This is a genomic window from Bradyrhizobium sp. SSBR45G, from assembly GCF_030159255.1.
In the GTDB taxonomy this organism is placed as follows: domain Bacteria; phylum Pseudomonadota; class Alphaproteobacteria; order Rhizobiales; family Xanthobacteraceae; genus Bradyrhizobium.
The window spans coordinates 81,108-103,487 of record NZ_BSCT01000025.1 but is presented as its reverse complement, the minus strand read 5'-3'; the positions used below and the strand labels follow the sequence as shown (position 1 = coordinate 103,487).

The window sequence follows — 22,380 nt, the reverse complement described above, 5'->3', positions numbered from 1 at the left end:
AATCAAATCCCATTCCCTCAAGCGTATCTTAGGCTGACATGATCAACAGGCAGATGACGCCATTGTCCGACACGCGAAGGGATCACAGTCCCGCCGTCCGGCTGGGACATGATGCGGTGAGCGCGGTGAAGCTGTCTCAGCAGCTCACCGCCGATATCGATGCCTGGGCGGAGACGCATCAGGTCACACGCTCCGATGCCATCAGCCAGCTGCTTGCGATCGGCCTGCATGCATCGCAGCCGGCGCCGGCCTCGCAGCCGATCCGGACGGATCCGCAGGCGATCGAGCAGAATGCGATCCGGCTGATCGACCAGATGCTCGATCCGGGCCTGCCTGCCGAGGAGCGCGAACGCCGGATTCGCCGCCTGATCGACGGCCCGGCGGAGTTTGCCGGCGAGCGCATCGACCTGCCGAAGCATCCCGACTGACTCACGCCGCCGAGCGCGCCGCCACGGCCTCGTAGATGTCGTCCTCCTGGGCGGTGTGCATGCGCACCAGCGTCTCGATCGCCTCGATCACCCGCTGGGCGTCGCGGATCAGATAGCGGTCGACCTTCTCCGACGGCAGGTCCTCGACCACGCGCCCGAGCAGGCGCGCCAGATGCAGGATCTCCCGGTGCGCGCGGCTCATCGCGGACAGGCCGTGACTGTCCTGCAGCAGCCGCGCCAGCCTCGGATAGACCAGGCCTTCGTCATCGCGCTCATGCGCCACGACCTGGTCCTGCACCAGGGCGTTGGCCTCGACGATCAACATGGTCGCCCGCTCGGGCGACGCCTCGTCGAGTGCATCGACGATTGCGCGCAGGCGATCCAACCCGCGCAGCAGCGCCTGATGATCATGCCGCAGCCCGCGGCCGTCTTCGGCCGTGATCCGCCCGGCCTTGCCGCGGCGGGCCGGCAGCAGCGCCCTGAGAGCATTGAGGATGACTGCGACATCGATGACCTCCTGCACCAGCGCCGCCGGGACCGGCTGCAGCAGGCCCGCGGCCGCCGCCCCCATCGCAACGAACGACAGCGCCATGCCGGCGATGATGCTCTCCAGCGCGATGCGCCGGGCGCGCTGCGCGATCACGATCGCCTCGCCGACGCGGTCGAGCCGGTCGGCAAGGATCACGACGTCGGCCGCCTCCGACGAGGCGCTGGCGCCGCGGGCACCAAGCGCGATGCCGACATCGGCGGAGGCCAGCGCCGGCGCATCGTTGATGCCGTCGCCGACCATGATGGTCGGATGCAGCCGCTGCTCGGCCTTGACGGCGTCGACCTTGTCGGAGGGAACGCGGTCGGCGAGCACGGCATCGAGATCCAGCGCCGCACCGATCGCCTGCGCGGCCGCAGCCCGATCCCCCGTCACCATGACCATGCGCATGATGCCGGCCTCGCGCAGCCAGCGGATGGCGCGCGGCGTGTCGGCGCGCAATTCGTCGGCCAGCAGCAGCGCACCGATCGGGCGTCCCTCGACGGCGACGAACACGATCAGCGCCGAGCGCCAGGAGGCGCGGCGGATGGCACGGGCGGCCCAGGGCGGCGGCGCATGACCGCGGAGGATCAGGTCCGCCGAGCCGGCGCTGACGTGGCGGCCATCGATGGTGCCTTCAAGGCCGGAGCCCATCGTCTCCCTGACGCGCTCGGGCACCTTGAGCTTGAGTCCGCGGGCGCGGCCGGCCTCGACGATGGCATGCGCCAGCACGTGATGGGAGGCCTGCTCCAGCGAGGCGCCGAGCAGCAGCACGGCATCGGCATCCTCGCCCGGTGCCGCGTCGACCGAGAGCAGCCGGGCGCCGCCGACCGTCAGCGTGCCGGTCTTGTCGAACAGCACCGTATGGGCGCGCGCCAGCGCCTCCAGCTTGCCGCCGCCCTTGACCAGGATGCCGCTGCGCGCCGCCTGGGCCACGCCGGCAATGAAGGCCACCGGCGCCGCCAGGATCAGCGGACAAGGCGTCGCGGCGACCATCACGGCAAGGCTCCGGATCAGGTCGCCGGAGGCGTAATAGGCCGCGGCGGCGATGGCGAGGCTCACCGGCAGGAAGATCAGCGCATAGCGATCGGCGAGCCGCACGAACGGCGCCTTCGCGGTCTGCGCCGCCGTCACCAGCTTGACGATCCCCGCATAGGTGCTCTCGCCCGCGGTCGCCGTGACCGACAGCTCGAAGGTCTCGCCGGCATTCAATGAGCCCGACAGGATCGCCATGCCGCGGGACTTGTTGACCGGGATCGGCTCGCCGGTGAGGGCCGATTCATCGACCACCGCGATGGCTGTTTCCACCACGCCGTCGACCGGAACGATCTCGCCGGCGCGCACCATCAGGCGGTCGCCGACGGCCACGCCCGCGATGGGAATGTCCTCGATCGCATCGCCACAGCGGCGATGCGCCTCGCGCGGCGCCCGGTCGACGAGCGCCCGCAGATCGTGCTCGGCGCGGGCAACGGCGATGTCCTCGAGCACGTTGCCGCCCGAATACATCAGCGCCACCACGGCGCCCGCCAGCGGCTCACCGAGGACGATCGCTGCGCTCATCGACACCAGCGCAATGGCATCGACGCCGATCCGGCCCGCCATGACGTCGCGGATGATCGAGACGATCAGGCCGGCGATCACCGGAACGGTGGAGGCTGTGAACGCGATCCCCGCGAGATCGGCCCGGCCGGCCGCATAAGCGAGGCCGCCCGCGGCGAGGCCCGCGACGGCGATTGCGACGAGGGTCCATCGCAGGATGCGTTCGAACATGAGGGCTGGTTCCGGATTCCGCCGGCACTATCGCCGCTGCGCCGCCAGCGGCGCTTGAGCGAAATCAACCGGCACGCCGCAACCGACTCAGGCGGTATTGCCGGCATCCACCGTCAGCACCGTGCCCGTGACGTTGCGCCCGCCCTCGCCCAGCAGGTATTCGACCATGGCGGCGACGTCGCTCGTCTCGGGCAGCCGGCGCAGCGCGCTGCGGCCGGCGATGCGCTTCTGCTGCTCGTCGTCCATGCTCTGCGTCAGCTCGGTGGCGATGAAGCCCGGCGCGATCGCGTTCACGGTGATGCCGACCTTGCCGACCTCACGCGCCAGCGAGCGGGTGAAGCCGTTCGCGGCCGCCTTGGTCGCTCCATACACCGATAGACCGTTATAGCCGGTGCTGGCGATGATCGAGGAGATGTTGACGATGCGCCCCTCACCCGCGGCCATCATGTGGCGCACGATGTATTTGGTCAGGATCATCGGCGCCAGCACGTTGAGCCGTACCAGGCCCTCGATCTCGGCATTGTGCATGGTCGCGAGCAGGCCTTCGGTGCCGATGCCGGCATTGTTCACGAGGCCGTAGATCGGGCCGTACTCGTCGCGCACCGACTTCACGAAGGCCGGGATCGCGTCGACTGCGCTGAGGTCGCAGGCGCGGAAATGGATGCCAGCACTGCTGGCGCTGAACTCGGCGATGGCGGCGCGCAGCTCCTCGCTCTCGCGGCGCGCCACCGCGATCACGTCAAAGCCCGCGCCGGCGAGCCTGCGGGCGATGGCCAATCCAATGCCGCGGCTGCCGCCGGTGACGAGGACGTTACGCATCGGTGCGCGCCAGCTTGCCGGCCGGGGTGACGTCCAGCGCCGGCACGAAGCGGATCATCGCCGGCACCTTGTGGAGCGCGAGACGCGCGCGACATTCGGCGAGGATCTCGTGGCGAACAGTATCCGCGCGCGCCGGATCGTTGTCCGCTGTCAGCACGACCTCGGCCACGACGATGCCGCCGGTGATCGGGCTGCGCCGTGACTTCGCGCGCGACATCCGCACCTCCGGATGGCCGTTGATCACGGCTTCGATCTCCTCGGGATGAACTTTCAGGCCTCCGACATTGATGATGCCGTTGCGCCGGCCGACGAAGTAATAGCGGTCGCCGCGCAGCTCGACCATGTCGCCGGTGTCGACGTAGCCATCGGCGTCGGTCAACGCCGCAGCATCAGGTCCGACATACGCATGGGCCGCGCGCCGGGAGCGGATGCGCAGCGAGCCGTCGACGACTTTCATGTCGACGGCGCCGCGGCCTTCCCCGAGCAGGGTCGCGGGAAAACCCTCCAGCCCGTCATTGACGGCGAAGCCGACGCCCGCCTCGGTCGAGGCATAGGCATGACCGATCGAAGCCTGTGGAAATGCCTGCTTCAATCCGTCGAGCACGGCCTGATCGGCGATCTCGCCCGAGAGCCGCACGTAACGCGGCGCGAATTGTTCGGCCGATCCGCTCATCAAAAGCTTGCGCCAATGCGACGGCGTTCCCGAGATGTGCGTGACGCCGCGCGCATTGAGCCGCGCGATGTGGTCGGCCAGCGCCTCGCCCGGATCGGACAGCACCATGGAGCCGCCGCCGACGATCGCCCGCAGGAAGATCTGCAGGCCGCCATAGCGGCGGATGTCGTAGAACGTCGCCCAGACCGGGATCGCCTCGCCGGGGACCGGACGATCGCCGATGATAGCCCCGCACAGGCCCTCGAGCGTATGGCCGACGATCTTGGGCACACCGGACGTGCCCGATGTCAGCATCAGCCATTCGGTGGCGCGAACCGTCTGGGCGCTCTTGGCCGCGGGCCGCGGCAGCTCGAGCGGAATGATCAGCGCATCTACGCAGCCGGAAAAGCGCGCCGGCTGGTCGGTGACGACGGCATCGATCTCCGCGTCGGACATGATGCTCGCGAGATGCTCCGCCTTGAGGTCCGGCGGGCACAGCAGCATGCGGCCGGCGATGCCGTCGATCGCGATCAGCGCGAGGCCCGCGAGCAGCTGGCCGGATGTGGCGATCAGAACCGAGCGGCCGTTCAGTTCGTCGCCGCGGCCGCCCAGGCAGCAGCCGCGCGACACATCGGAGAGCGACACGGCGTGACGCGGATCGGAGATGGTCCGCTCGGTCAGCGCCGTCCCGAGATGGTCGCGCAGCGCGAAGACTTCACGCGGGGACATTCTCATAGGCCCTGATGAAGTCGCCGATCGTGTTGGGGAAGGTGACCTCCGCCGACAGCGTGAACGGATCGACGCCGAGATCGTCCTCCAATCGCGCGACCAGGATGGCGAAGGCGAGCGAATCGAAGCCGGTCTCGTGCAGGGTCAGATCATCCGTGAGCGGCGGCAGCTTGACCTTCTGCTCCTCGGCAATCTGCTTGATCGCGGCAATGATTCTCAACCGTACCGACATGGCCTCATCCGTCATTGTTCAAACGATGCAACCGAGCCTAGAGCGACAAGGTGAAGGAACCCGGACCTCGGCGGTATCTTTCCAGGCCGTTGGTAAATGCCCCTCATCGCCTATGATTAAAATCATCTACAAGCGGACCTCTCCCGCCACGATGCGCGCATGGAGATCGCGGTCGAGGACGCGATAGGCGCCTGTGGCCGCATCCCTGATATAGAGCGGCTCGTGCACGATCGCGGGATCGAACGCCTCGCGCATCAGCTGCTGCTTCTTCTGCTTGAAGGTCTCGGTGGCCTCGAGCGACGACGTGATGCGAAGCGCCACCGGCTGCGCATAGGCCGGCAGACCGCGCGCAAGCGCAGCCGAAAGCGTCGCCAGATCGAACGCCTCACTTACCACGAGCGCGGCCATGCCGGCACGGCCGTCGCTGCAGGGCACGGCGACACCATAGGTCGATGCTTCCAGCACGCCCGGGCAGCGGAGGATCGCCTCGTTCACTTCGCTGGTCGCGACGTTCTCGCCCTTCCAGCGGAAGGTGTCGCCGACGCGGTCGACGAAATAGAAGAAGCCCTGCTCGTCCTGGCGCATCAGGTCGCCGGTGCGGAACCAGGCATCGCCCTTGGCGAAGACATCGCGCAGGATCTTCTTCTCGGTCTCGGCCGCATCAGTATAGCCTTCGAAACGGCCACCGCCGTCATCGGCCTTGCCGATCCTGCCCACAGCCTCGCCGACCTCCCCGCGCGCGCAGGGCACGCAGAGTCCGTCGCCACCGCGCAGCGGCGCGCGCTGATCGGCATCGAGCCGAATGATATCAGCCGGAAAGCGATGCGCGAGCAGCGACGGCACGCGGCCGATCGAGCCGACCCGTCCCTCGACATTGTACAGCGAGAAATTGCCCTCGGTCGCGGCGTAGAATTCCAGCACCTGCGGAATCGCAAAGCGCGCCTGGAACGCTTCCCAGACGTCGCCGCGCAGGCCGTTGCCGCAGGCCAGCCGCAGCCGATGCGCGCGATCGAGCTCCGACGGCGGAGCCGCCAACAGATAACGGCAGAGCTCGCCGATATATTGCACCAGCGTGCAGTCGTGGCGGACGATGTCGTGCCAGAACTGGCGCGCCGAGAATCTCTCGGCCAGCACCGCGGTGCCGCCGGCGCGCAGCATGCTGCAGGGCGCGACGATGCCGCCGACGGAATGGTAGACGGGCAGGCAGTCGTACAGACGATCATCGGCCCCCGCGCCGGTCAGGCCGGCGAACCAGCCGCCCCAGTTCAGGATGCGGCGATGGCTGATGCTGGCGGCCTTCGGCAGGCCGGTGGTGCCGGAGGTGTAGATCAGTAGCGCGCGGTCGCTGATCGTCACGTCGGGTCGCTCGGCCGGCGCCAGCGCATGCGGGTCCGTCGCCGCCAGCGCGGCGTCGAGATCGCCGTCGTCGCAAGTCCATACGCGCGGCGTGCCTGACATCAGCGATGCAGCGCCTGCATACGCCTCCCGAAGCGCGCCTGACAGGATGACATGGGCCGGCCTGGCGACGTTGATGCAGTGCGCCAGCGAGGCGCCGACCAGATTGGTATTGATCAGCGCGACCACGCCGCCGACCCGGCTGATCCCAAGCCATGCGGCCAGATAGTCCGGTCGACTGGGCATCATCAGCGCGACCGTGGCGCCGGGCCCAATGCCGTTTGCGAGCGCCCAGCGGGCATATTGGTTGATGCGTGCGGACAGCGCGGCGTAGCTGAGCGTCTCGCGCTCCGAGACCAATGCCGGCCGCCCGGGCTGCTTCGCCGCCCAGTCGTCCACGATATCGGCGAACAGCCGCACCGGCTCCGCTTCGATCCGCGCGGTCAGCTCGATCGCCTTCAGCCAGATCTTCGCCGGCGACGGCTTCGGAGCGGGCTTGATGGGGTCCGTCGATCGGTCCGCGCGCTCGAAGTTCATGCCTGCCACCGGTTCAAGGTCGGCGTCTTATAGGTTGCACCGCCTGACCACGCGTTAACCGGCACGGTTAACTCGCAAAGAGTGCATCGTGATTGATGCGAATGCGATCCTTTACGAAGTAATCGCAAATACCGGCTAGGTTGCATGTCCCAGAACATGCCAACGCGAAGGCCGGCATGACCAAGGATGCGACGAAGCCTACGACGACGATCACGCGGCGTGCGCTGCTGCAAAGTGCCGCCTGGAGCGCCGTTGCGGCGGTGAATCCGGCCGGAGCCGAGGCCCCCTATCCAGCCCGCCCCGTCACCTGGGTCATCCCCTTTGCGCCAGGCGGTGCCACCGGCCGCCTGTCGCTGCTGATCTGCGACCGCCTGACCCGGCGGCTTGGCCAGCCCTTCATTCTCGACCACCGGCCGGGCGCCGGCGGCAGCGTCGCCACCCGAAGCGTCGCGAACGCCGCGCCGGACGGCTACACCATCCTGGCGACATCGACCGCCAACATCATCAACGCGTCGGCCGGAGCCGCCGATGCCGACGGCAGCGGTGATCTGGTGCCCGTCGCCGGCATGGCGCGGATGCCGCTGCTGCTCCTGGTGAACAAGGAGCTCTCGGTCAAGACGCTGCCCGAGTTCCTGGCCTACGCCAGAGCCAACCCGGGCAAGCTCAGCGTCGGCTCGGCCGGCCCCGGCACCGTTCAGCTGCTGTCGGCCGAACTGTTCCGGACGCTCGGCGGCATCAGCTGGTCCGTGGTCCACTATCGCGGCTCGGGCCCGGCGCTGACCGACCTCGCCTCCGGGCACATCCACGCCATGTTCGACAACACCGCCTCCGCGACCGACCTGCTGCGCAGCGGCAAGATCCGCGCACTGGCGGTGTCGACGCGCGAGCGCGCGGAGGCCTTTCCCAACCTGCCGCCGGTCGCCGACGTGCTGCCGGCATTCGAGACCTCCGGCTTCTATGGCGTCGCCGCACCGCGCGCGACGCCGCAGGCGGTGGTCGACCTGCTCAACCGCGAGATCAATGCCGCTCTGGCCGATCCCGCGATCGCCCGCGAGTTCGCCGAGATCGGCGCCACGCCGATCACCGGCGACAGCCAGGTCTATGCCTCGACCTACCGGGCCGAGGTGATGCGCTGGCGCAAGCTCGTCGCGACCCAGGCGAGCGCGAAGAACTGAGCCCCGCGCCCGCAACCGCCGGCCTCAGGCCGTCGCCACGCCCTGCAGCACCAGCCGGTTGAGCCGTGCTGCGAACGCCGCCGGATCCTCCGGCAATTCACCATCCAGGATCTGCGCCTGCTCGAGCAGCAGGAACGACAGGTCATCGACCTTGGCCTTGTCGGCTGCGGCCTTGGCGACCGCCACCACCAGCGGATGGCGCAGATTGATCTCCAGGATCGGCTTGGTGCGGGCGCCGCGCGCCTGCTGCGACAGGATCCGCTCCAGCTCGCGGTCCGGACCGTGGCTGCCGGCCACCAAACACGAGGCGCTGGTGGTGAGCCGGGTCGAGACCTTCACGTCGGTGACGTGGTCGCCGAGGCTCGCCTTGATCAGCGCGATCGTGTTGGCCTCGTCGGCCGCCGGCTGCGCCTCGTCGTCGGCCTTCGGCTCGGTGACCGGGATCGGGTCGAAATCGATGTCGCCCTGGCTCAGCGACTTCAGCGGCTTGCCGTCATATTCGAGCCGCGCCGAGGTCCAGAACGCATCGACCGCATCGGTCAGCAAGAGCACCTCGACGCCGCGCGCCTTGGCCGCCTCGAGCCGCGGATTGGACTTCAGCCGCTCGAGGCTGTCGCCGACCAGGAAGTAGATCTCGGTCTGGTTCTCCTTGAGGCCCTCGACATATTGCTTCAGCGAGCGCTTCTCGCCCGATGTCGTGGTGAAGCGCGCCAACGCCAGCAGCTTGTCGCGGCGCTCGAAATCCTCGTACAGGCCTTCCTTGATGACGGCGCCGAACGACTCCCAGACCTTGTCGAAATTCTCGGCGTCCTTGTCGGCGAGCTGCTCCAGTTCGGTGATGACCCGCGTCGTCACGGCCTTGCGGATCTGCGACAGCTGCGGATTGTTCTGCAGCATCTCGCGCGACAGATTGAGCGGCAGGTCCTCGCTGTCGATCACGCCGCGGATGAAGCGCAGATAGGCCGGCATCAGGTCGGCATCGTCGGTGATGAAGACGCGGCGGACATAGAGCTTGACCTTGCCCTTGCGCGCCGGCTCGAACAGGTCGAACGGCTTGGTCGAGGGCGCGAACAGCAGCACGGCGTAGGAATAGCGGCCCTCGGCGCGGTAGTGCAGCGTCATCGCCGGCTCGTCGAAGGCGTGGGCGATCGACTTGTAGGCCTTGGCATAATCCTCAGGCGTTAGCTCTGACTTGGAGCGCTGCCACAGCGCGCTGGCCGAGTTGATCTGGCGCGGCTCGCCCTCTTCCGCGACCAGCATGATCGGGAACTGGATGTTGTCGGAATAGGCCGTGACGATGCGCTCGATCTCGTAGGTTTCGAGATATTTCTTGGCGTCGTCCTTGAGGTGCAGCACGATCTCGGTGCCGCGCGACACCCGCTTGGCATCCTCCTCGGACGCGGGTGCGACCTCGAAGCCGGCGCCGCCGGAGGATGTCCAGGTCCAGACGTCGTTCTCGCCGGCGCGGCGGCTGATGACGACGATGCGGTCGGCGACCATGAAGGCCGAGTAGAAGCCGACGCCGAACTGGCCGATCAGGCCGGTGCCATCCTTGGCTTCCGACAGCTTCTGCACGAAGGCCTTGGTGCCGGAGCGGGCGATGGTGCCGAGATGGTCGATCAGCTCCTGGCGCTCCATGCCGATGCCGCTGTCGGCAATGGTCAGCGTATCAGCCGACTTGTTCGGAATGATGCGAATCTGCGGCGGCTCGCCCTCGCCGATCAGGTCCGGCCTGGCGATCGCCTCGTAGCGCAGCTTGTCACAGGCGTCGGAAGCGTTCGAAATCAGCTCGCGCAAGAAAATGTCGGTCTCGGAGTAGACCGAGTGCACCATCAGATGGAGCAGCTCGGAGACTTCGGCCTGGAAGGAATGGCTAACGGTGGCGGTGTCTGTCATCGTCGTGCGTTGGCCCATGCTGGCAATGAAGGAGAGACCGTCGATATAGCGCGGCGACGGCCTCGATCAAGCCTTCCGAACACCCTGCAACGCATCATGCCGACCGCTCCGTGACGCTCAGGAGCTTGTCGATGACCGTATTGAGGATGGCGGCCTCCTCCCGCGTGAGCACGCCGAGCAGGTCGGCCTCGCGTGCCAGCGCATAGGGCACGATCTTGCGGTACAGCGCCCGCCCGGCGGCCGAAAGCGTCACGATCCGCTCGCGGCCATCCTCGGGATCGCGGCTGCGGCTGACGATGCCGCGCGCTTCCAGGCTCTGCATGGCGCGGCTGACATTCATCTTGTCGAGCGTGGTCAGCCGGCCGATCTCCTTGGTCGGCAACCGCGGCTGCTCGCCCAATGCGGCCAGAATCCGCCATTCCTGGCGCGACAGCGCGAACCGGTCGCCATAGACCTCCGCCACCGCCAGCGACACCTGCTCGGCGAGGCGCGCCAGCCGGTAGGGAAAATAGCGCTGCAGCCTGAGCTCGCGCTCGCTGGCCGCCTCATTGTCGGTCCGGTCCCGGGTCTCGTTGGCCGCCTTCGTCATCGCATCCCCTGCCCTCGCCCATTCCAGGCGCTCGCCCCTGGCGACCTCAATCTTCCCACGGCCGGGTTGATCTGGATCAAAGCCACGAGATCGTATCATCCGTTACTATCTTGCCAACAACGATCATGGGAGGACCATCATGCAGATCGAGAAGATCCACCACGTCGCCTATCGCTGCGTCGACGCCAAGGCCACCGTCGACTTCTACAAGAAGGTCCTGAACATGGACCTGCTCGGCGCGATCGCCGAGGACAAGGTGCCCTCGACCAAGGCGCCCGATCCGTACATGCATATCTTCCTGGATGCCGGGAACGGCAACATCCTCGCTTTCTTCGAGCTGCCGAACTCGCCGCCGATGGGGCGCGATCCCAACACCCCGGAATGGACCCAGCACATCGCCTTCCAGGTCAAGGACATGGAGGAGCTGGAGGAGGCCAAGGCGCGCGCCGAGGCCGCCGGCCTCGACGTCGTCGGGATCACCGACCACACCATCTTCAAGTCGATCTACTTCCATGATCCGAGCGGCCACCGCCTGGAGATCGCGACCTGGACCGCGACGCCGGAGCAGATCACGCGGATGAAGTCGGTCGCCCACGCCATGGTCGATGAATGGGCGACCACCAAGAAGCCACCGCGGCACACTGCCTGGATGCACGAGAAGGAATTCGCCGGCGTCGACTGAGCGATCGTTCCTTTCCACCGTCCCGACCGCAACGCGCCAGGCGAGGCAGCCATGAGCAACTATGTCTATCCGCGATTTCCCTACGTCTGCTCCGCCGAGCAGCGCAGCGGCACGCTCCGCCGCCACCCGGTCGTCGTGATCGGCGCCGGGCCGATCGGCCTGACGGCGGCGCTCGATCTCGCCGCGCACGGCCAGCCGGTGGTCGTGCTCGACGACAACGACACCGTCAGCATCGGCTCCCGCGCCGTGTGCTACGCCAAGCGCCCGCTGGAGATCTGGGACCGTCTCGGCTGCGCCGCGCCGATGGTGGAGAAGGGCGTCAGCTGGAACATCGGAAAAGTGTTCTTCCGCGACCAGCTGTCCTACCAGTTCGACCTGCTGCCGGAGCCCGACCATCGCTGGCCGGCGATGATCAACCTGCAGCAATATTATCTGGAAGAGATCTTGGTCGACGCCTGCAGCAGAAATCCGCTGGTCGATCTGCGCTGGAAGCATCGTCTCGTCAGCCTGAAGCAGACCGACGATTGCGCGGTCCTCGCGGTGGAGACGCCGGACGGCATCTTCACCATGGAGGCGCAATGGGTGATCGCCTGCGACGGCGCCAATTCGGACACGCGGCGCATGGTCGGCGCCGAGTTCAAGGGCCAGTTCTTCCAGGACCGTTTTCTCATCGCCGACGTCCGAATGAAGGCGGAGTTTCCGACCGAGCGCTGGTTCTGGTTCGATCCGCCGTTCCATCCGGGCCAGTCGGTGCTGCTGCATCGCCAGTCCGACAACATCTGGCGCATCGACTTCCAGCTCGGCTGGGACGCCAATCCGGACGAGGAGAAGACGCCCGAGCGCGTGATTCCGCGGATCCGCGCCATGCTCGGCGAGACCACCGAATTCGAGCTCGAATGGGTGTCGATCTATCAATTCGCCTGCCGCCGGATCGACAATTTCCGCCATGGACGGGTGCTGTTCGCCGGCGATGCAGCGCATCAGGTGTCGCCGTTCGGCGCCCGCGGCGCCAACACCGGCGTGCAGGACATCGACAACCTCGCCTGGAAGCTTGCGCTGGTGCTGCGCGGCGAAGCGCCCGAAAGCCTGATCGACAGCTATCACGAGGAGCGCGCTTACGCGGCCGACGACAACATCCTGAATTCGACACGGGCGACCGACTTCATCACGCCGAAGACGCGCGTGAGCCGCCTGTTCCGCGACGCCGTGCTCGACCTCGCCCAGCATCACGCCTTCGCCCGGCCGCTGGTCAATAGCGGCCGGCTGTCGACGCCGACGCCCTATGTCGCGTCCTCTTTGAACACGCCGGACAACGCAAGCGTCCCGGCTGCCATGACCCCAGGCACCAATGCGGCGGACGCGCCCGTGACCGTTGCGGGCAAGCCCGGCTGGTTCCTGAACTGCCTCGGCTCCGGCTTCACCGTGGTCACGTTCGACAAGTCCGTCACGGCCGATCAGCTCAGCATCGACGGCATCGCCACGCGCGTTGTCGTCGTCGGCCGCGACATCGACGACGGCAAAGGCCTGCTTGGGCAACGCTACGGCGCTTCGCCGGGCACGACCTATGTGTTCCGCCCCGATCATTATGTCATCGCCCGCTTTCCGCAGTTCGACGAGGCCGGGATCGCCGACGCGGTCCGGCGCGCCTGCGGCAAGCCCGGCACGATCCAGCAGGAGCTTGCGGCATGAGCCTGACCCTCACTCCGAACATCGGCGATCCCGACGACTTCTATGCCGAGCTGATCGGCGGCCAGCGCGATCTCAGTGACGAGGAGGCCTTGCGCATGAACGCCAGGCTGGTGCTGCTGCTCGCCAACCATATCGGCGACCGCGCCATCCTCAGCGAGGCGATCCGGCTGGCGCGATCCCCCGGCGGCTGACATCCGTCCCCATGCGACTCCCCGCGCGGATTTGATCCCGATCAAAGCCGTGCGGGCGCGTTCTCTGGCAAGGGCAGAGAGGCGCAGGCGACTCGCTCGCCGGCCATGGACCGGCGTGTTCGCGTTCCAGGCGTCTCCTGCTCCGCCGCCGGTCGGTTTCATTGTGACAACATCAACATGTCACGCCACGTTCACTGAAGCGCTCTACGTCTCCGTCTCGTTGCACAATGGCACGGGGATTCGCATGTCGCGCTATTATCAGACGCTGCAGACGCAGCGCTTCGACGACTATCGCTACTATCATCAGAGCCGGATCAATCAGACGCTGCACCTGGTCAGCGCCGTGATCTTCCTCGTCGCTTACGCGCTGCTGTTCAAGCATCCCGCGATGGCCGGGCTGGTCGGCTGGCTGGCGATGCTGACGCGCCAGACCGGGCACTTCTTCTTCGAGCCGAACGGCTATGACCACGTCAACGGCGTCAGCAACGACTACAAGGAAGCGGTCAAGGTCGGCTACAATCAGACCCGCAAGATCGTCCTGCTCGCGGTGTGGGGCCTGGTGCCGGTCGCGCTGGTGCTGTCTCCCACGTTGTTCGGACTGTTCGACGCGCCGCTGAGCCGGATGGATTTCGTGCGCCACGTCGGCGTGCTCTGGCTTGCCGTCGGCATCGGCGCCGGCCTGTTTCGCGTGATCCAGCTCGCTGCGACGCAGGATGTCGCGACCGGCCTGATCTGGGCGTTCAAGGTGCTGACCGATCCGTTTCACAATATCGCGCTGTACTGGAAATCGCCGCTGGCGCTGCTGCGCGGCGAGCTGATCGACCCGACGATCAAGGACGCCTCGCATTGGGGTGCCGCGGCGGATGAAGCCGAGACCGAAGAGGCGGCCCACCTCACCTGATGCGCCCCTCGCCCTGCCACCGCCAGTACCGCGCAGGGCAATCGCATATGGCCAAATGAGGCCATCGCGGCACGAGCGCCTACGAATTTGTTGCTCCGTCATGCCCGGGCTCGTCCCGGGCATCCACCTCGTTCCGAGGGCGCAGCTGACGTGGATGGCCGGGACAAGCCCGGCCATGACGAAGTGGAAGGAGGCGTGCGCAATACGCAAAGCGCCATATGCCATCGCCCTATCGTGCCGCGGGCGGTGGAACCGCGCGGCGCCTTCAACATCTTGGAACGACTTCCCTGCTGCGCCGTTGCGGCCTGAGTGCTGGCGGCCTTCAGGAGCTCTCCATGTGTGACTACAGCCTTCATACTGTTGCCTCCCGTGATGCCAAGACCGAGGACGTGCTGGTCTCCTGTCGCTTTCCCGGCACGGAGACGCGCGGCTTCTGCACCAAGGACGATCCGTTGACGGCCGTCTGTCTGCGGCCGGGCACGGAGCTCGCCTTCGAGGGCGATGTGCGCATCAAGGGCATCTTCTTCCGCCGCAAGGTCGGCGCCCATCTCGCCCGCTTCCGCCAGGTCGATACCCACAAGCCGACCGAGCACCACGACGCACTCGAATTTTCGAACGGCCGGGTCGTCAAGGTCACCGACCTCGCCGCCGGCCAGCGCGCCCGCGTGCTGCAGATGCCGGCCGATCCGGCGAGCCGGCGCACCGCGACGCCGGTGACCATCGAGCTGCGCGCCACGCCGCTCTGACGGCTTCGACATGGCCGACGGCAGCGCCGCCACGGCGCTGGCGTCGTCCATGGGCGGCCGACGATGGCCTCGTTCATCGCGCACACAGCCTGCGCGGACTGATATCGGCTGCAGATCCGGTCGGCATGCGTCATCGCGTTCCCGCGGCCCGTGAGGCCCGAGTGATGCGGTCGTCAGCCCTCTCGCCAACGAGAGGGCGCGGGGAAGGCCGGGTGCTGACCACGGCCCATGGCCCGCCTGCAACAAGGAAAGCAGGCGGCAGTCACCACAGGTCGGGCCACCCAGCGGCCTCCCCCGCGCAACGGTTTTACGGTGTCCTTCGTGCTCTCCCTGGGGATCGGCGTTCTTGCCCCCATCGCCCGCGCGAGCCGTCACAGCTTCACTCGCGAACTTGACCTCAGCGTCGAGAGGCCAGGACCACACGACTTCGCCGTCCGTGACACCTGCGCTCGTCTGGCACAGCCGTCACGTCCATCGCAGCCCACCTCCACGTTCGTGACGACGCGTACGTCCCTCTGCACGAGGCGGGATGGGTGGAGAAAAGCATAGTTTCTGTAAAAACGCAAGATAATTATTTTTTCCGGAATTTGACCGGCGATCTGCATGAGCGCTCGGGGCGCCCAGTCGAGCAAGCACCTTACGCTTCATGCCTTGCCGCACGATGGATTCCGGGCTCGCGCTTCGCGCGCCCCGGAATGACGGGAGGAGAGAGCATCCGATGAATCTCGCGTGACGTCGGCAGCGTCCTGTGCGATCGATGCCTGCGACCATGCTCTCCATCGCCGATCCGAAAGCCCTGCCGTGCAGCTCATCATTTTCGATTTCGACGGCACGCTGGTCGACAGCCGTGCGCTGATCCTGGAATGCCACCGCACCGTGTTCACCGAATTCGGCCTGCCGGTGCCGGCGGCGCAGGACAGCCTGGCGCTGATCGGCCGCTCGCTGGAGCTCGTGCTCGCGGAGCTGGCGCGACCGGATGCTCCGGTAATTGCGATGGTGAGCGCCTATGCGCGGGTGCTGCCGCAGCTGCGCGCCGATCCGAGTTTTGCAGAGACGCCGTTCGATGGGATTGGCGAGTTGCTCTTTGGCTTGAGCCGCAGGCGCGACACGCAGCTCGGCATCGCCACCGGTCACACCTCGAAAGCCGTCGTGCCCGCGCTGGAGACCCTCGGCTGGCGCGACTGGTTCAGCACGATCCAGGCCGCCGACATGGCGCCGTCGAAGCCACATCCTGCGATGCTGCTGCAGGCGCTGGTCGCGACCGGTGTTGCGGCGGACGATGCCGTCTTCATCGGCGACACCAGCTTCGACATGGTGATGGCGAAGGCGGCGGGCGTGACTGGGATCGGCGTGACCTGGGGCTATCACACGGCGGAGCAGCTCACCGAAGCGGGGGCAGACCGCGTGGTGGAGACGGTGAACGAGCTGCGGCACCATCTCGCAACAGCGCCGTAGCAGCGGGCTTGTTCTCTCGTCATCGTCCTCCCTCTCCAAGTCATTTCTGGAAACGCGGAGCGGGAGGCCGCCTCTGGTCGACACTGCGCGATACAGCGCCCTCTCCCCTTGCGGGAGAGGGCATCGCCGGCCAATCCGCGCGTTCGGTTGGGTAAGGGGTTTCTCTCCGCGAGCAACGCTCGTGGAGGCATACCCCTCACCGAACCGAGTTTGCCGCACTGTCCTACATGCCCTCTCCCGCAAGGGGAGAGGGCGCAGTCATCGGCACCTCGCGCGCTGCGGCATCAGAAAGGATCTGGTCCTTTTCGTAGCCCCGCTACGCTCAATCCGGCAGGTTGGTGAACTTCGGCCGAAAGACGCCGAGGATGACGTTCACGGTGGCGACGCCGAGCATGACCCAGATGGCGCCCTGCTCGGTGCCGAAGTTCGGCGTGATGGTCGCGGGATCGATCTGGCCGGCGACGGCGCGGGCGGCTTCTTCAGCGGCTTCCTGCATCGGGCCCTGCACCGCGGCAAAGCCCCATTCGAACACGAGGATGCCCGAGGCGAGCTTGGCGAGTGCCCAGCCGGCGCTGTGCAGCGCGCGGTTGACGGCGATGGCGAGCAGGCCGGCGACCAGGGTCAGGCCGAGCGAGGGGAAGAACACGTAGCGCACGATGGCGCCCATCGCAGCCCGCATCTCGGCGTAGAGCGGCAGCGACACCGAGGGCTGCGGGATCATGCCGAGCAGCACGACGAGGCAGGCCATCGCGCCCATCATGCCGATCGCGCCCATCGTGTGCAGGAACTTCATCAACCGTCGCATGGCAGTCCCCGGCGTCGTGAAGATGATCGCTGGCCTGGCGCGGGATCGTGTCCGCGCCGTGCCGCAGCGGGCGGCGCCGCGCAGCCCGCGACCGCCGCCATCGTTCGTTACGAACATCAGCGGCAATCGGATCATGGAAGCGGGCGCCCGTCTACCAGTGCCGCGTCTACCAGTGCCGCGTCCCCGGCGCGCCCTTGAACGGACCGACCACGGCCGAGGTGATCCAGCCGCCGTAGAAATCGCCCTGCTGCGCTGCGACACGCTCGTCGCCGACGAAGCAGGCGTCGACCCGCGAGGCGTAGAAGGCGAGGTGCGAGGCGATCGGCGCAAACGACGGCGTCGGCTGCTCATAGCTCCAGGCCGCCTGCTCCGACACGCGGCCGCCGACGTCGAGCGACCAGTATGACGCCACGCCCTTGAACTCGCAAAACGAACTGCCCGCCGCGCGCCGCAGGAAATGCATCGCCACATGCTGCGGCGGGATGTAGTAGACCGGCGGATGGCTGGTCTCGAGCACGCGATAGCCATCCTCAGTGTCGGCGATGGTCACGCCGGCGAACACCACCTTGAGCCGCGCGCCGCAGCGCTCCATCCGTGGCGGCCGCGGATAGTCCCAGACCGATTCCTGACCCGGCCCTGGCGTGACACGCTGCATGGTGTTCTCCCTGGCCGCACGTCAGGCTGCTGCGCTCCTGTCCCTCGGCGGCAGCAGAGCAACGTCCCGAGCGCCGGGAAGGATCACCAGCACAACGTCCCGCGGAAACTCAGGACGGCGGCAGCGGAGCAGGTCCGGCCGCAGGCGCGCCCCCCTGCAGCGCGGCACTGCCGCGGTCGCCATGTCCGGTCCGGAACAGCTGGATGTAGCTGCCGCGATAGACTGGCTCCAGTCCGTCGACCGGCTGAGCCGGGGCCGGCGGATCGAGCAACAGCACGGCATCGAAATCGGAGCGCCAGTTCGCCAGATAGTGCGCGACCGGCAGCACCTCATCGGCCGGCGGATCCGGCTGCAGCCAGCGCCACGCCACCGGCTCGGCCAGCGGCTGCGCGAGCCGGCCAAAGGCGGCACGCACCGCAACGGGCTGCTGGCTCGGATGCGCGAACATCAGGGGCCAGAAGGCGCGCCGCTCAATCACCAGCAGCGCGGCGAGATGCGAATCGACATAGCGGAAACCGGGCAGCACCCGGTCGCGGCGGCTGACGACCTGCTCGCGATGGCCGTGCGCGGCGATGACCCGGGCGCCCGGCGGCACCTGCGCGATCGCCGCGCGCAGTTCCGCCAGGTCATCGCGGTGCGCGAGCCAGGCCGATCCAATGTCTGCGCAGCGCGCCAGCACCAGCCCGCCGACCACAACGCCTGTCAGCGCCGCCTTCCACCCCGTCAGCCGCGGCTGCAGGCCGGCAAACAGCAGCAGCCCCGCCATCGCGGCGAAGCGCATGTCGACGAACGTTCCGCCCTTGGCACTCGCAGGTGCCGCGAGGAAGACGAGCAGCAGCGCCGGCAGGGCGAGCCGCATGCCAGGCGCGAATTGCAGCTCGCGGCGCAGCAGGACAAGCAAAGCGAGCACCGCGGCCGCCGTGATCAGCGTCAGCTCGGCGCTGGTGGTCAGGAACGGCGTCAGGATCCGCCACAGCTTCGGGGCGCCGTCCCATTCGCCGAGGCCGGCGCCGACCTCGCTGAGCGGGCTGAGCGCATAGAGCAGCAGCGCCGGGCTCAAGGTGATCGCGATCGCCGTGAAGGTGCGTGCGAGCTCCAGGAGCAGCGTCGGCGCACGGCGCAACCGCCACAGACGATCAGCCTCGGCGGCGCCGATCAGGAGCGCGAAGAAGACGACGCCGAGCAGGTGGCACAGGAAGATCGTGGTCGCGGCCAGTGCGCCGAAGATGATGGCTGAAAGCCAGCGGCCGGGCCGGCGCAGCGCCAGCCAGCCGGCCGCGCCCATCAGCGCGAGTCCGAGCGACAGCTGGAAATTCATGAAACCGAGCAGGAAGACGGCGTTGTAGGCGATCACGGCCGAGGCCAGCGGCCATGGCGCCCAGCGCCCGAACGCGGCGCGATGATAGGCGACGACGCCGGCGAGCGGCGTGAACAGGCTGAGCGCCAGCAGCAGGCGGCCGCCGACATGGACGTCGGTCACCCGCAGCAGCGCCACGCCGATCAGGTCGATGCCGAGATTGGGCAGGATGCGCCAGTTCGGCGCATACATCTGCGACAGCACGGGATCGCCGGGATGCGCCAGCACGAACAGGCGCGCCAGATGGTTCGGATAGTCGAGCACCGGCGGCACGTCGACCAGCAGGAACGGCAGCGCCAGCACGGTGGCCAGCATCAGCGCCACGGCAGCCCAGAGCCATCGCGGGGTGGTGCTGGCCACCGGCTGGTTCAGGCCTCGGAGCGCAACGGCAGGCACAGCAAGGCCGGCCGGCGCGGCCAGGCCAGCCGGAGACGACGATGACGGCGCATGCATTGCGGTACCCCAATCCACGAGGATACCAGGACACCGCCGGACCTGAGACTGCAAGCCGGTATCTGAAAACCCTGAGGTTGTCCCTAACACCCCGTTACTTTACGGGGATTGGGCGGCAGGGCGCGCTGGCCGATCGCGAAGGACGACTCGAGCTCGATCCTCGCGCCAGACCACCTGATGACGCGCGGCAACCTCGTTGCGACTGAGGAATCACTGCCCGTTCCAGCCGACATATTGCCGCTCGTCCTCACAGACGACGCAATGCTCTGGCGACGCCGGCGCATCGGCGAACTGCGCGCCGCATTGAAAACAGGTCCAGAGGGGAAGCGAACCAAAATACACGCAAAAGCTGCATCGTCAATTATGCACGCCCCGCGCTGCCTATCTTAACGTTTCGCGGCTAAGTCGCTCACATGTACGGATCCTCTCCCAGACATGAGGACAGTCTGAGCGTGTCGAGATTGGCTGCACCATTCTCGCCCGGGGCTTCTCTGCCTCGGATCGCGTATCTCGAATCCATCAGGGGCCTCGCGGCGATCCAGGTCCTGCTGCTGCACCTTCTTTCCGCATTTCTGCCCGAGCTGGTCGCGTCCTCGCCGTCGTCGATGATCGCGGCGACCATTCATGCTTCGCCGCTAAGCTTCCTCTATGATGGCTATTCGGCTGTCTACGTCTTCTTCTGTCTCAGTGGCTACGTCCTCACTCGCTCGTTCGAGCGAAAGGGCTGCTCCCCCGCACTGCAAATCCTCGCGCGCGCCGTTCGCCTGGGTCTGCCAGCCTTGGCCGCGACGGTCTTTGCCGCAGCCTTGATGCTGATGTTTGGCAGGGCGAACGCCGAGGCCGGCCGGATTTTGGGCAGCGCCTGGCTCAGCGGACAATGGGATGTCGACCTCTCGGTCCTTTCCATCCTCCGCGACGGCACGCTGAATGCGCTTCTGCTGGGTTATCGCGATTTGCCGGCCGGGACCTTGCTCGCTCCCTGGCAGACCGAGCTGAGCCATTCCTTCGTGGTACCGTTTTGGACTCTCAGCATCGAGTTTCAGGGCTCCATTTTGATCCTGTTCCTCTGCTGGTGCGCACGACGGTCGTGGTGGCTTTGGCTTGCCGTCATGATCGCTGGAACGCTGTTCACGATCCGGAGCGCCCATGTTTGCTTCTTCGTCGGCCATCTGCTTGCGTCGGCCCATTACGCCGAACGGCCACCCTCGCATCGCAGGCTCACGGCGACGGCGCTTGTCGTCGCAGGCCTGCACTGCTGTGTGCTCGCGGACGTATGGCAGCCCGGATGGCTGATCCGCCTCTGCTCGTCCGAGACCCAATGGCTGCTTGCGGGGCAGTTCGCGCCGATGCAGCAGAAGGCGTATGGCGCGATGCTGATCCTGGCTGGCGTCATGGACCTCCGGAGCTGGCGTACCGTTCTGGCAAGGCCCATGCTGGTCGCCCTTTCGAAATTTTCGTTTCCCCTGTACCTCGTCCACTGGCCGATCATGTGCGGGCCGGCATCGGCGGCATTCGTGGCCCTGACCGCGTTCGTCGATACCAGACTGGCGCAGCTCTGCGCCATCGCCGTCGGGATCGCGGCAAGTGCGGCCGCAAGCGTCGTCTTCCTCACCATAGACCGTTATGCTGTCCGGCTCTCGTCGCGGTTTCGCCGCAGCCCAGTCGTTCGGCCCGCGAGCATCCTGCGAGCACACATCGCGGGGCCGTTTCCCGTGCCAGCCGAGGCGCTCGCCACCGCGTCAGATCAGGCTGAACGCTACTCACATTCCCCGGGTTGACGCTCAGGCGATCGCCGCGAGATAACGGTCGACGGACCGCTCGAACGCGGCCTTGGCACCGGTTGCAATGTTCTTCTTCCACCATGCGCCGTAGATGCGGTCGAACGCCAGCGGCGCCACCGCGTCGGCGATGCGGCGCACCGCGGCCGGGCCGAGCGGGATGTAGTTCGGATAGGAATACATGAAGCTGACATGGCGACGGTCCATCGCCACCATGGCGATGTCGCCGGTCAACAGCGCGCCCTTGCCGTCGACGCCGTCGCGCCAGTGCAGGATCGTGGCGCCGGGGAAATGGCCGCCGGTCCGGTGCAGCCGGATCGCGTCGGATATGGCCAACGTGTCGCTCGTCCACGGCACGATCGCCGGATGCGGCCGGGTTACGAAGTCGCGGTCGTCGCCATGGAGATAGATCGGCACACCGCCGAAGGCCTCGCTCCAGTCGGCCACCGCACCATAGAAATGTGGGTGGGACACCGCGATGGCCTTCAGCCCACCGAGCGAACGGACATGAGCAATCGCCGCATCGGAGGCCAACGGAATGCAATCCCACATCACGCAGCCGTCGGGCTCGGGTATCAGCAGCGCGCGCTGGCCGATCGCAAAGCTCGGGTCGAGGCCAAGACCGGTCAGGCCATCGTCGTCGCGCCAGACGATTTGACAGCGTGCGGAGAGCTCGTCGCGGCTGAGAAAGCGTTGCCCGCTCCAGTTCACGAACTGGCGCTCCTCGTCGCAGATTCTGCACGCGGCCGGCGGCGATTCACGATCGGGAAACTGCGCGCCGCATTGAAGGCAGGTCCAGAGGGGCATGGGCACCATCCGTCGCAAAGCCGGGGGCGAACAGGATAGCATGGCGACCATCCTGGAGCACCGTCGCGCGCGCGGTCGTGATTGCCTAAGGTTCGGCGACAGCATCCAGGAGA

The 22,380-nt window shown here is 67.1% G+C and carries 20 protein-coding genes and 1 pseudogene; 9 read left to right on the top strand and 12 right to left on the bottom strand.

The genetic code is table 11. The features are described from left to right. Positions 1 to 38: 38 nt before the first annotated feature. Positions 39 to 428, top strand: a complete 390-nt coding sequence (locus QQL87_RS25210) for a hypothetical protein (protein WP_284421578.1) — start codon at positions 39 to 41, stop codon at positions 426 to 428. Between the two features lies 1 nt (position 429). Here the strand turns inward: QQL87_RS25210 and QQL87_RS25205 are convergent, their stop codons facing one another. The 5 genes from QQL87_RS25205 to QQL87_RS25185 form a co-directional block, all read right to left on the bottom strand. Then, complete coding sequence (locus tag QQL87_RS25205) at positions 430 to 2,724, bottom strand: heavy metal translocating P-type ATPase (RefSeq protein WP_284421579.1); 2,295 nt, start codon at positions 2,722 to 2,724, stop codon at positions 430 to 432. A gap of 87 nt (positions 2,725 to 2,811) precedes the next feature. Beyond that, positions 2,812 to 3,543, bottom strand: a complete 732-nt coding sequence (locus QQL87_RS25200; RefSeq protein ID WP_284421580.1) for an SDR family NAD(P)-dependent oxidoreductase — start codon at positions 3,541 to 3,543, stop codon at positions 2,812 to 2,814. Continuing rightward, complete coding sequence (locus QQL87_RS25195; protein WP_284421582.1) at positions 3,536 to 4,924, bottom strand: class I adenylate-forming enzyme family protein; 1,389 nt, start codon at positions 4,922 to 4,924, stop codon at positions 3,536 to 3,538. Before QQL87_RS25195 ends, QQL87_RS25200 begins: the two co-directional genes overlap by 8 nt. Further along, positions 4,911 to 5,156, bottom strand: coding sequence for an acyl carrier protein (locus QQL87_RS25190; RefSeq protein ID WP_284421583.1), 246 nt, complete (start codon positions 5,154 to 5,156; stop codon positions 4,911 to 4,913). Before QQL87_RS25190 ends, QQL87_RS25195 begins: the two co-directional genes overlap by 14 nt. A gap of 126 nt (positions 5,157 to 5,282) precedes the next feature. Continuing rightward, the gene (locus QQL87_RS25185) at positions 5,283 to 7,088 is read right to left on the bottom strand and encodes a long-chain-acyl-CoA synthetase (RefSeq protein ID WP_284421584.1); all 1,806 of its coding nucleotides are present in this window, start codon (positions 7,086 to 7,088) and stop codon (positions 5,283 to 5,285) included. A 176-nt stretch (positions 7,089 to 7,264) separates the two neighbouring features. On the opposite strand from QQL87_RS25185, the gene QQL87_RS25180 reads away from it, so the two are divergent. Further along, positions 7,265 to 8,263, top strand: coding sequence for a Bug family tripartite tricarboxylate transporter substrate binding protein (locus QQL87_RS25180; protein WP_284421585.1), 999 nt, complete (start codon positions 7,265 to 7,267; stop codon positions 8,261 to 8,263). Between the two features lie 24 nt (positions 8,264 to 8,287). On the opposite strand, the gene htpG is transcribed toward QQL87_RS25180, so the two are convergent. Continuing rightward, complete coding sequence (gene htpG, locus QQL87_RS25175) at positions 8,288 to 10,159, bottom strand: molecular chaperone HtpG (protein ID WP_284421586.1); 1,872 nt, start codon at positions 10,157 to 10,159, stop codon at positions 8,288 to 8,290. 94 nt (positions 10,160 to 10,253) lie between these two features. Then, on the bottom strand, positions 10,254 to 10,748 hold the full coding sequence (locus QQL87_RS25170) for a MarR family winged helix-turn-helix transcriptional regulator (protein ID WP_284421587.1): 495 nt from the start codon (positions 10,746 to 10,748) through the stop codon (positions 10,254 to 10,256). Between the two features lie 139 nt (positions 10,749 to 10,887). Between QQL87_RS25170 and QQL87_RS25165 the strand changes: the two genes are divergently transcribed. From QQL87_RS25165 to QQL87_RS25140, 6 genes are all read left to right on the top strand, one after another. Beyond that, on the top strand, positions 10,888 to 11,430 hold the full coding sequence (locus tag QQL87_RS25165) for a VOC family protein (RefSeq protein WP_284421588.1): 543 nt from the start codon (positions 10,888 to 10,890) through the stop codon (positions 11,428 to 11,430). Between the two features lie 51 nt (positions 11,431 to 11,481). Continuing rightward, positions 11,482 to 13,119 carry an FAD-dependent oxidoreductase gene (locus tag QQL87_RS25160; RefSeq protein WP_284421589.1) on the top strand — a complete coding sequence of 546 codons (1,638 nt, stop codon included), beginning with the start codon at positions 11,482 to 11,484 and terminating at the stop codon, positions 13,117 to 13,119. Then, complete coding sequence (locus tag QQL87_RS25155) at positions 13,116 to 13,310, top strand: DUF2783 domain-containing protein (protein ID WP_284421590.1); 195 nt, start codon at positions 13,116 to 13,118, stop codon at positions 13,308 to 13,310. The genes QQL87_RS25160 and QQL87_RS25155 overlap by 4 nt, the downstream gene beginning before the upstream one ends. Before the next feature lie 244 nt (positions 13,311 to 13,554). After that, the gene (locus tag QQL87_RS25150) at positions 13,555 to 14,211 is read left to right on the top strand and encodes an Mpo1-like protein (RefSeq protein WP_284421591.1); all 657 of its coding nucleotides are present in this window, start codon (positions 13,555 to 13,557) and stop codon (positions 14,209 to 14,211) included. 335 nt (positions 14,212 to 14,546) lie between these two features. Continuing rightward, the gene (locus tag QQL87_RS25145; RefSeq protein WP_284421593.1) at positions 14,547 to 14,957 is read left to right on the top strand and encodes a hypothetical protein; all 411 of its coding nucleotides are present in this window, start codon (positions 14,547 to 14,549) and stop codon (positions 14,955 to 14,957) included. A gap of 801 nt (positions 14,958 to 15,758) precedes the next feature. Then, complete coding sequence (locus QQL87_RS25140; protein WP_284421595.1) at positions 15,759 to 16,412, top strand: HAD family hydrolase; 654 nt, start codon at positions 15,759 to 15,761, stop codon at positions 16,410 to 16,412. Positions 16,413 to 16,734: 322 nt separating this feature from the next. Here the strand turns inward: QQL87_RS25140 and QQL87_RS25135 are convergent, their stop codons facing one another. From QQL87_RS25135 to QQL87_RS25120, 4 genes and pseudogenes are all read right to left on the bottom strand, one after another. Beyond that, on the bottom strand, positions 16,735 to 17,217 hold the full coding sequence (locus QQL87_RS25135; protein ID WP_284421597.1) for a hypothetical protein: 483 nt from the start codon (positions 17,215 to 17,217) through the stop codon (positions 16,735 to 16,737). Between the two features lie 166 nt (positions 17,218 to 17,383). Next, the gene (locus QQL87_RS25130; protein ID WP_284421599.1) at positions 17,384 to 17,872 is read right to left on the bottom strand and encodes a DUF427 domain-containing protein; all 489 of its coding nucleotides are present in this window, start codon (positions 17,870 to 17,872) and stop codon (positions 17,384 to 17,386) included. A 109-nt stretch (positions 17,873 to 17,981) separates the two neighbouring features. Continuing rightward, positions 17,982 to 19,589 (bottom strand): hypothetical protein, encoded by a 1,608-nt coding sequence (locus tag QQL87_RS25125; RefSeq protein ID WP_284421600.1) that lies wholly within the window; start codon positions 19,587 to 19,589, stop codon positions 17,982 to 17,984. A 209-nt stretch (positions 19,590 to 19,798) separates the two neighbouring features. Next, positions 19,799 to 20,024: pseudogene (locus QQL87_RS25120) on the bottom strand (MBL fold metallo-hydrolase); the annotation flags it as partial. A 110-nt stretch (positions 20,025 to 20,134) separates the two neighbouring features. Here QQL87_RS25120 and QQL87_RS25115 point away from each other — a divergent pair. Next, positions 20,135 to 21,460, top strand: coding sequence for an acyltransferase family protein (locus tag QQL87_RS25115; protein WP_284421601.1), 1,326 nt, complete (start codon positions 20,135 to 20,137; stop codon positions 21,458 to 21,460). 3 nt (positions 21,461 to 21,463) lie between these two features. Here the strand turns inward: QQL87_RS25115 and QQL87_RS25110 are convergent, their stop codons facing one another. Continuing rightward, on the bottom strand, positions 21,464 to 22,267 hold the full coding sequence (locus QQL87_RS25110) for an MBL fold metallo-hydrolase (protein ID WP_284421602.1): 804 nt from the start codon (positions 22,265 to 22,267) through the stop codon (positions 21,464 to 21,466). Positions 22,268 to 22,380 lie beyond the last annotated feature (113 nt).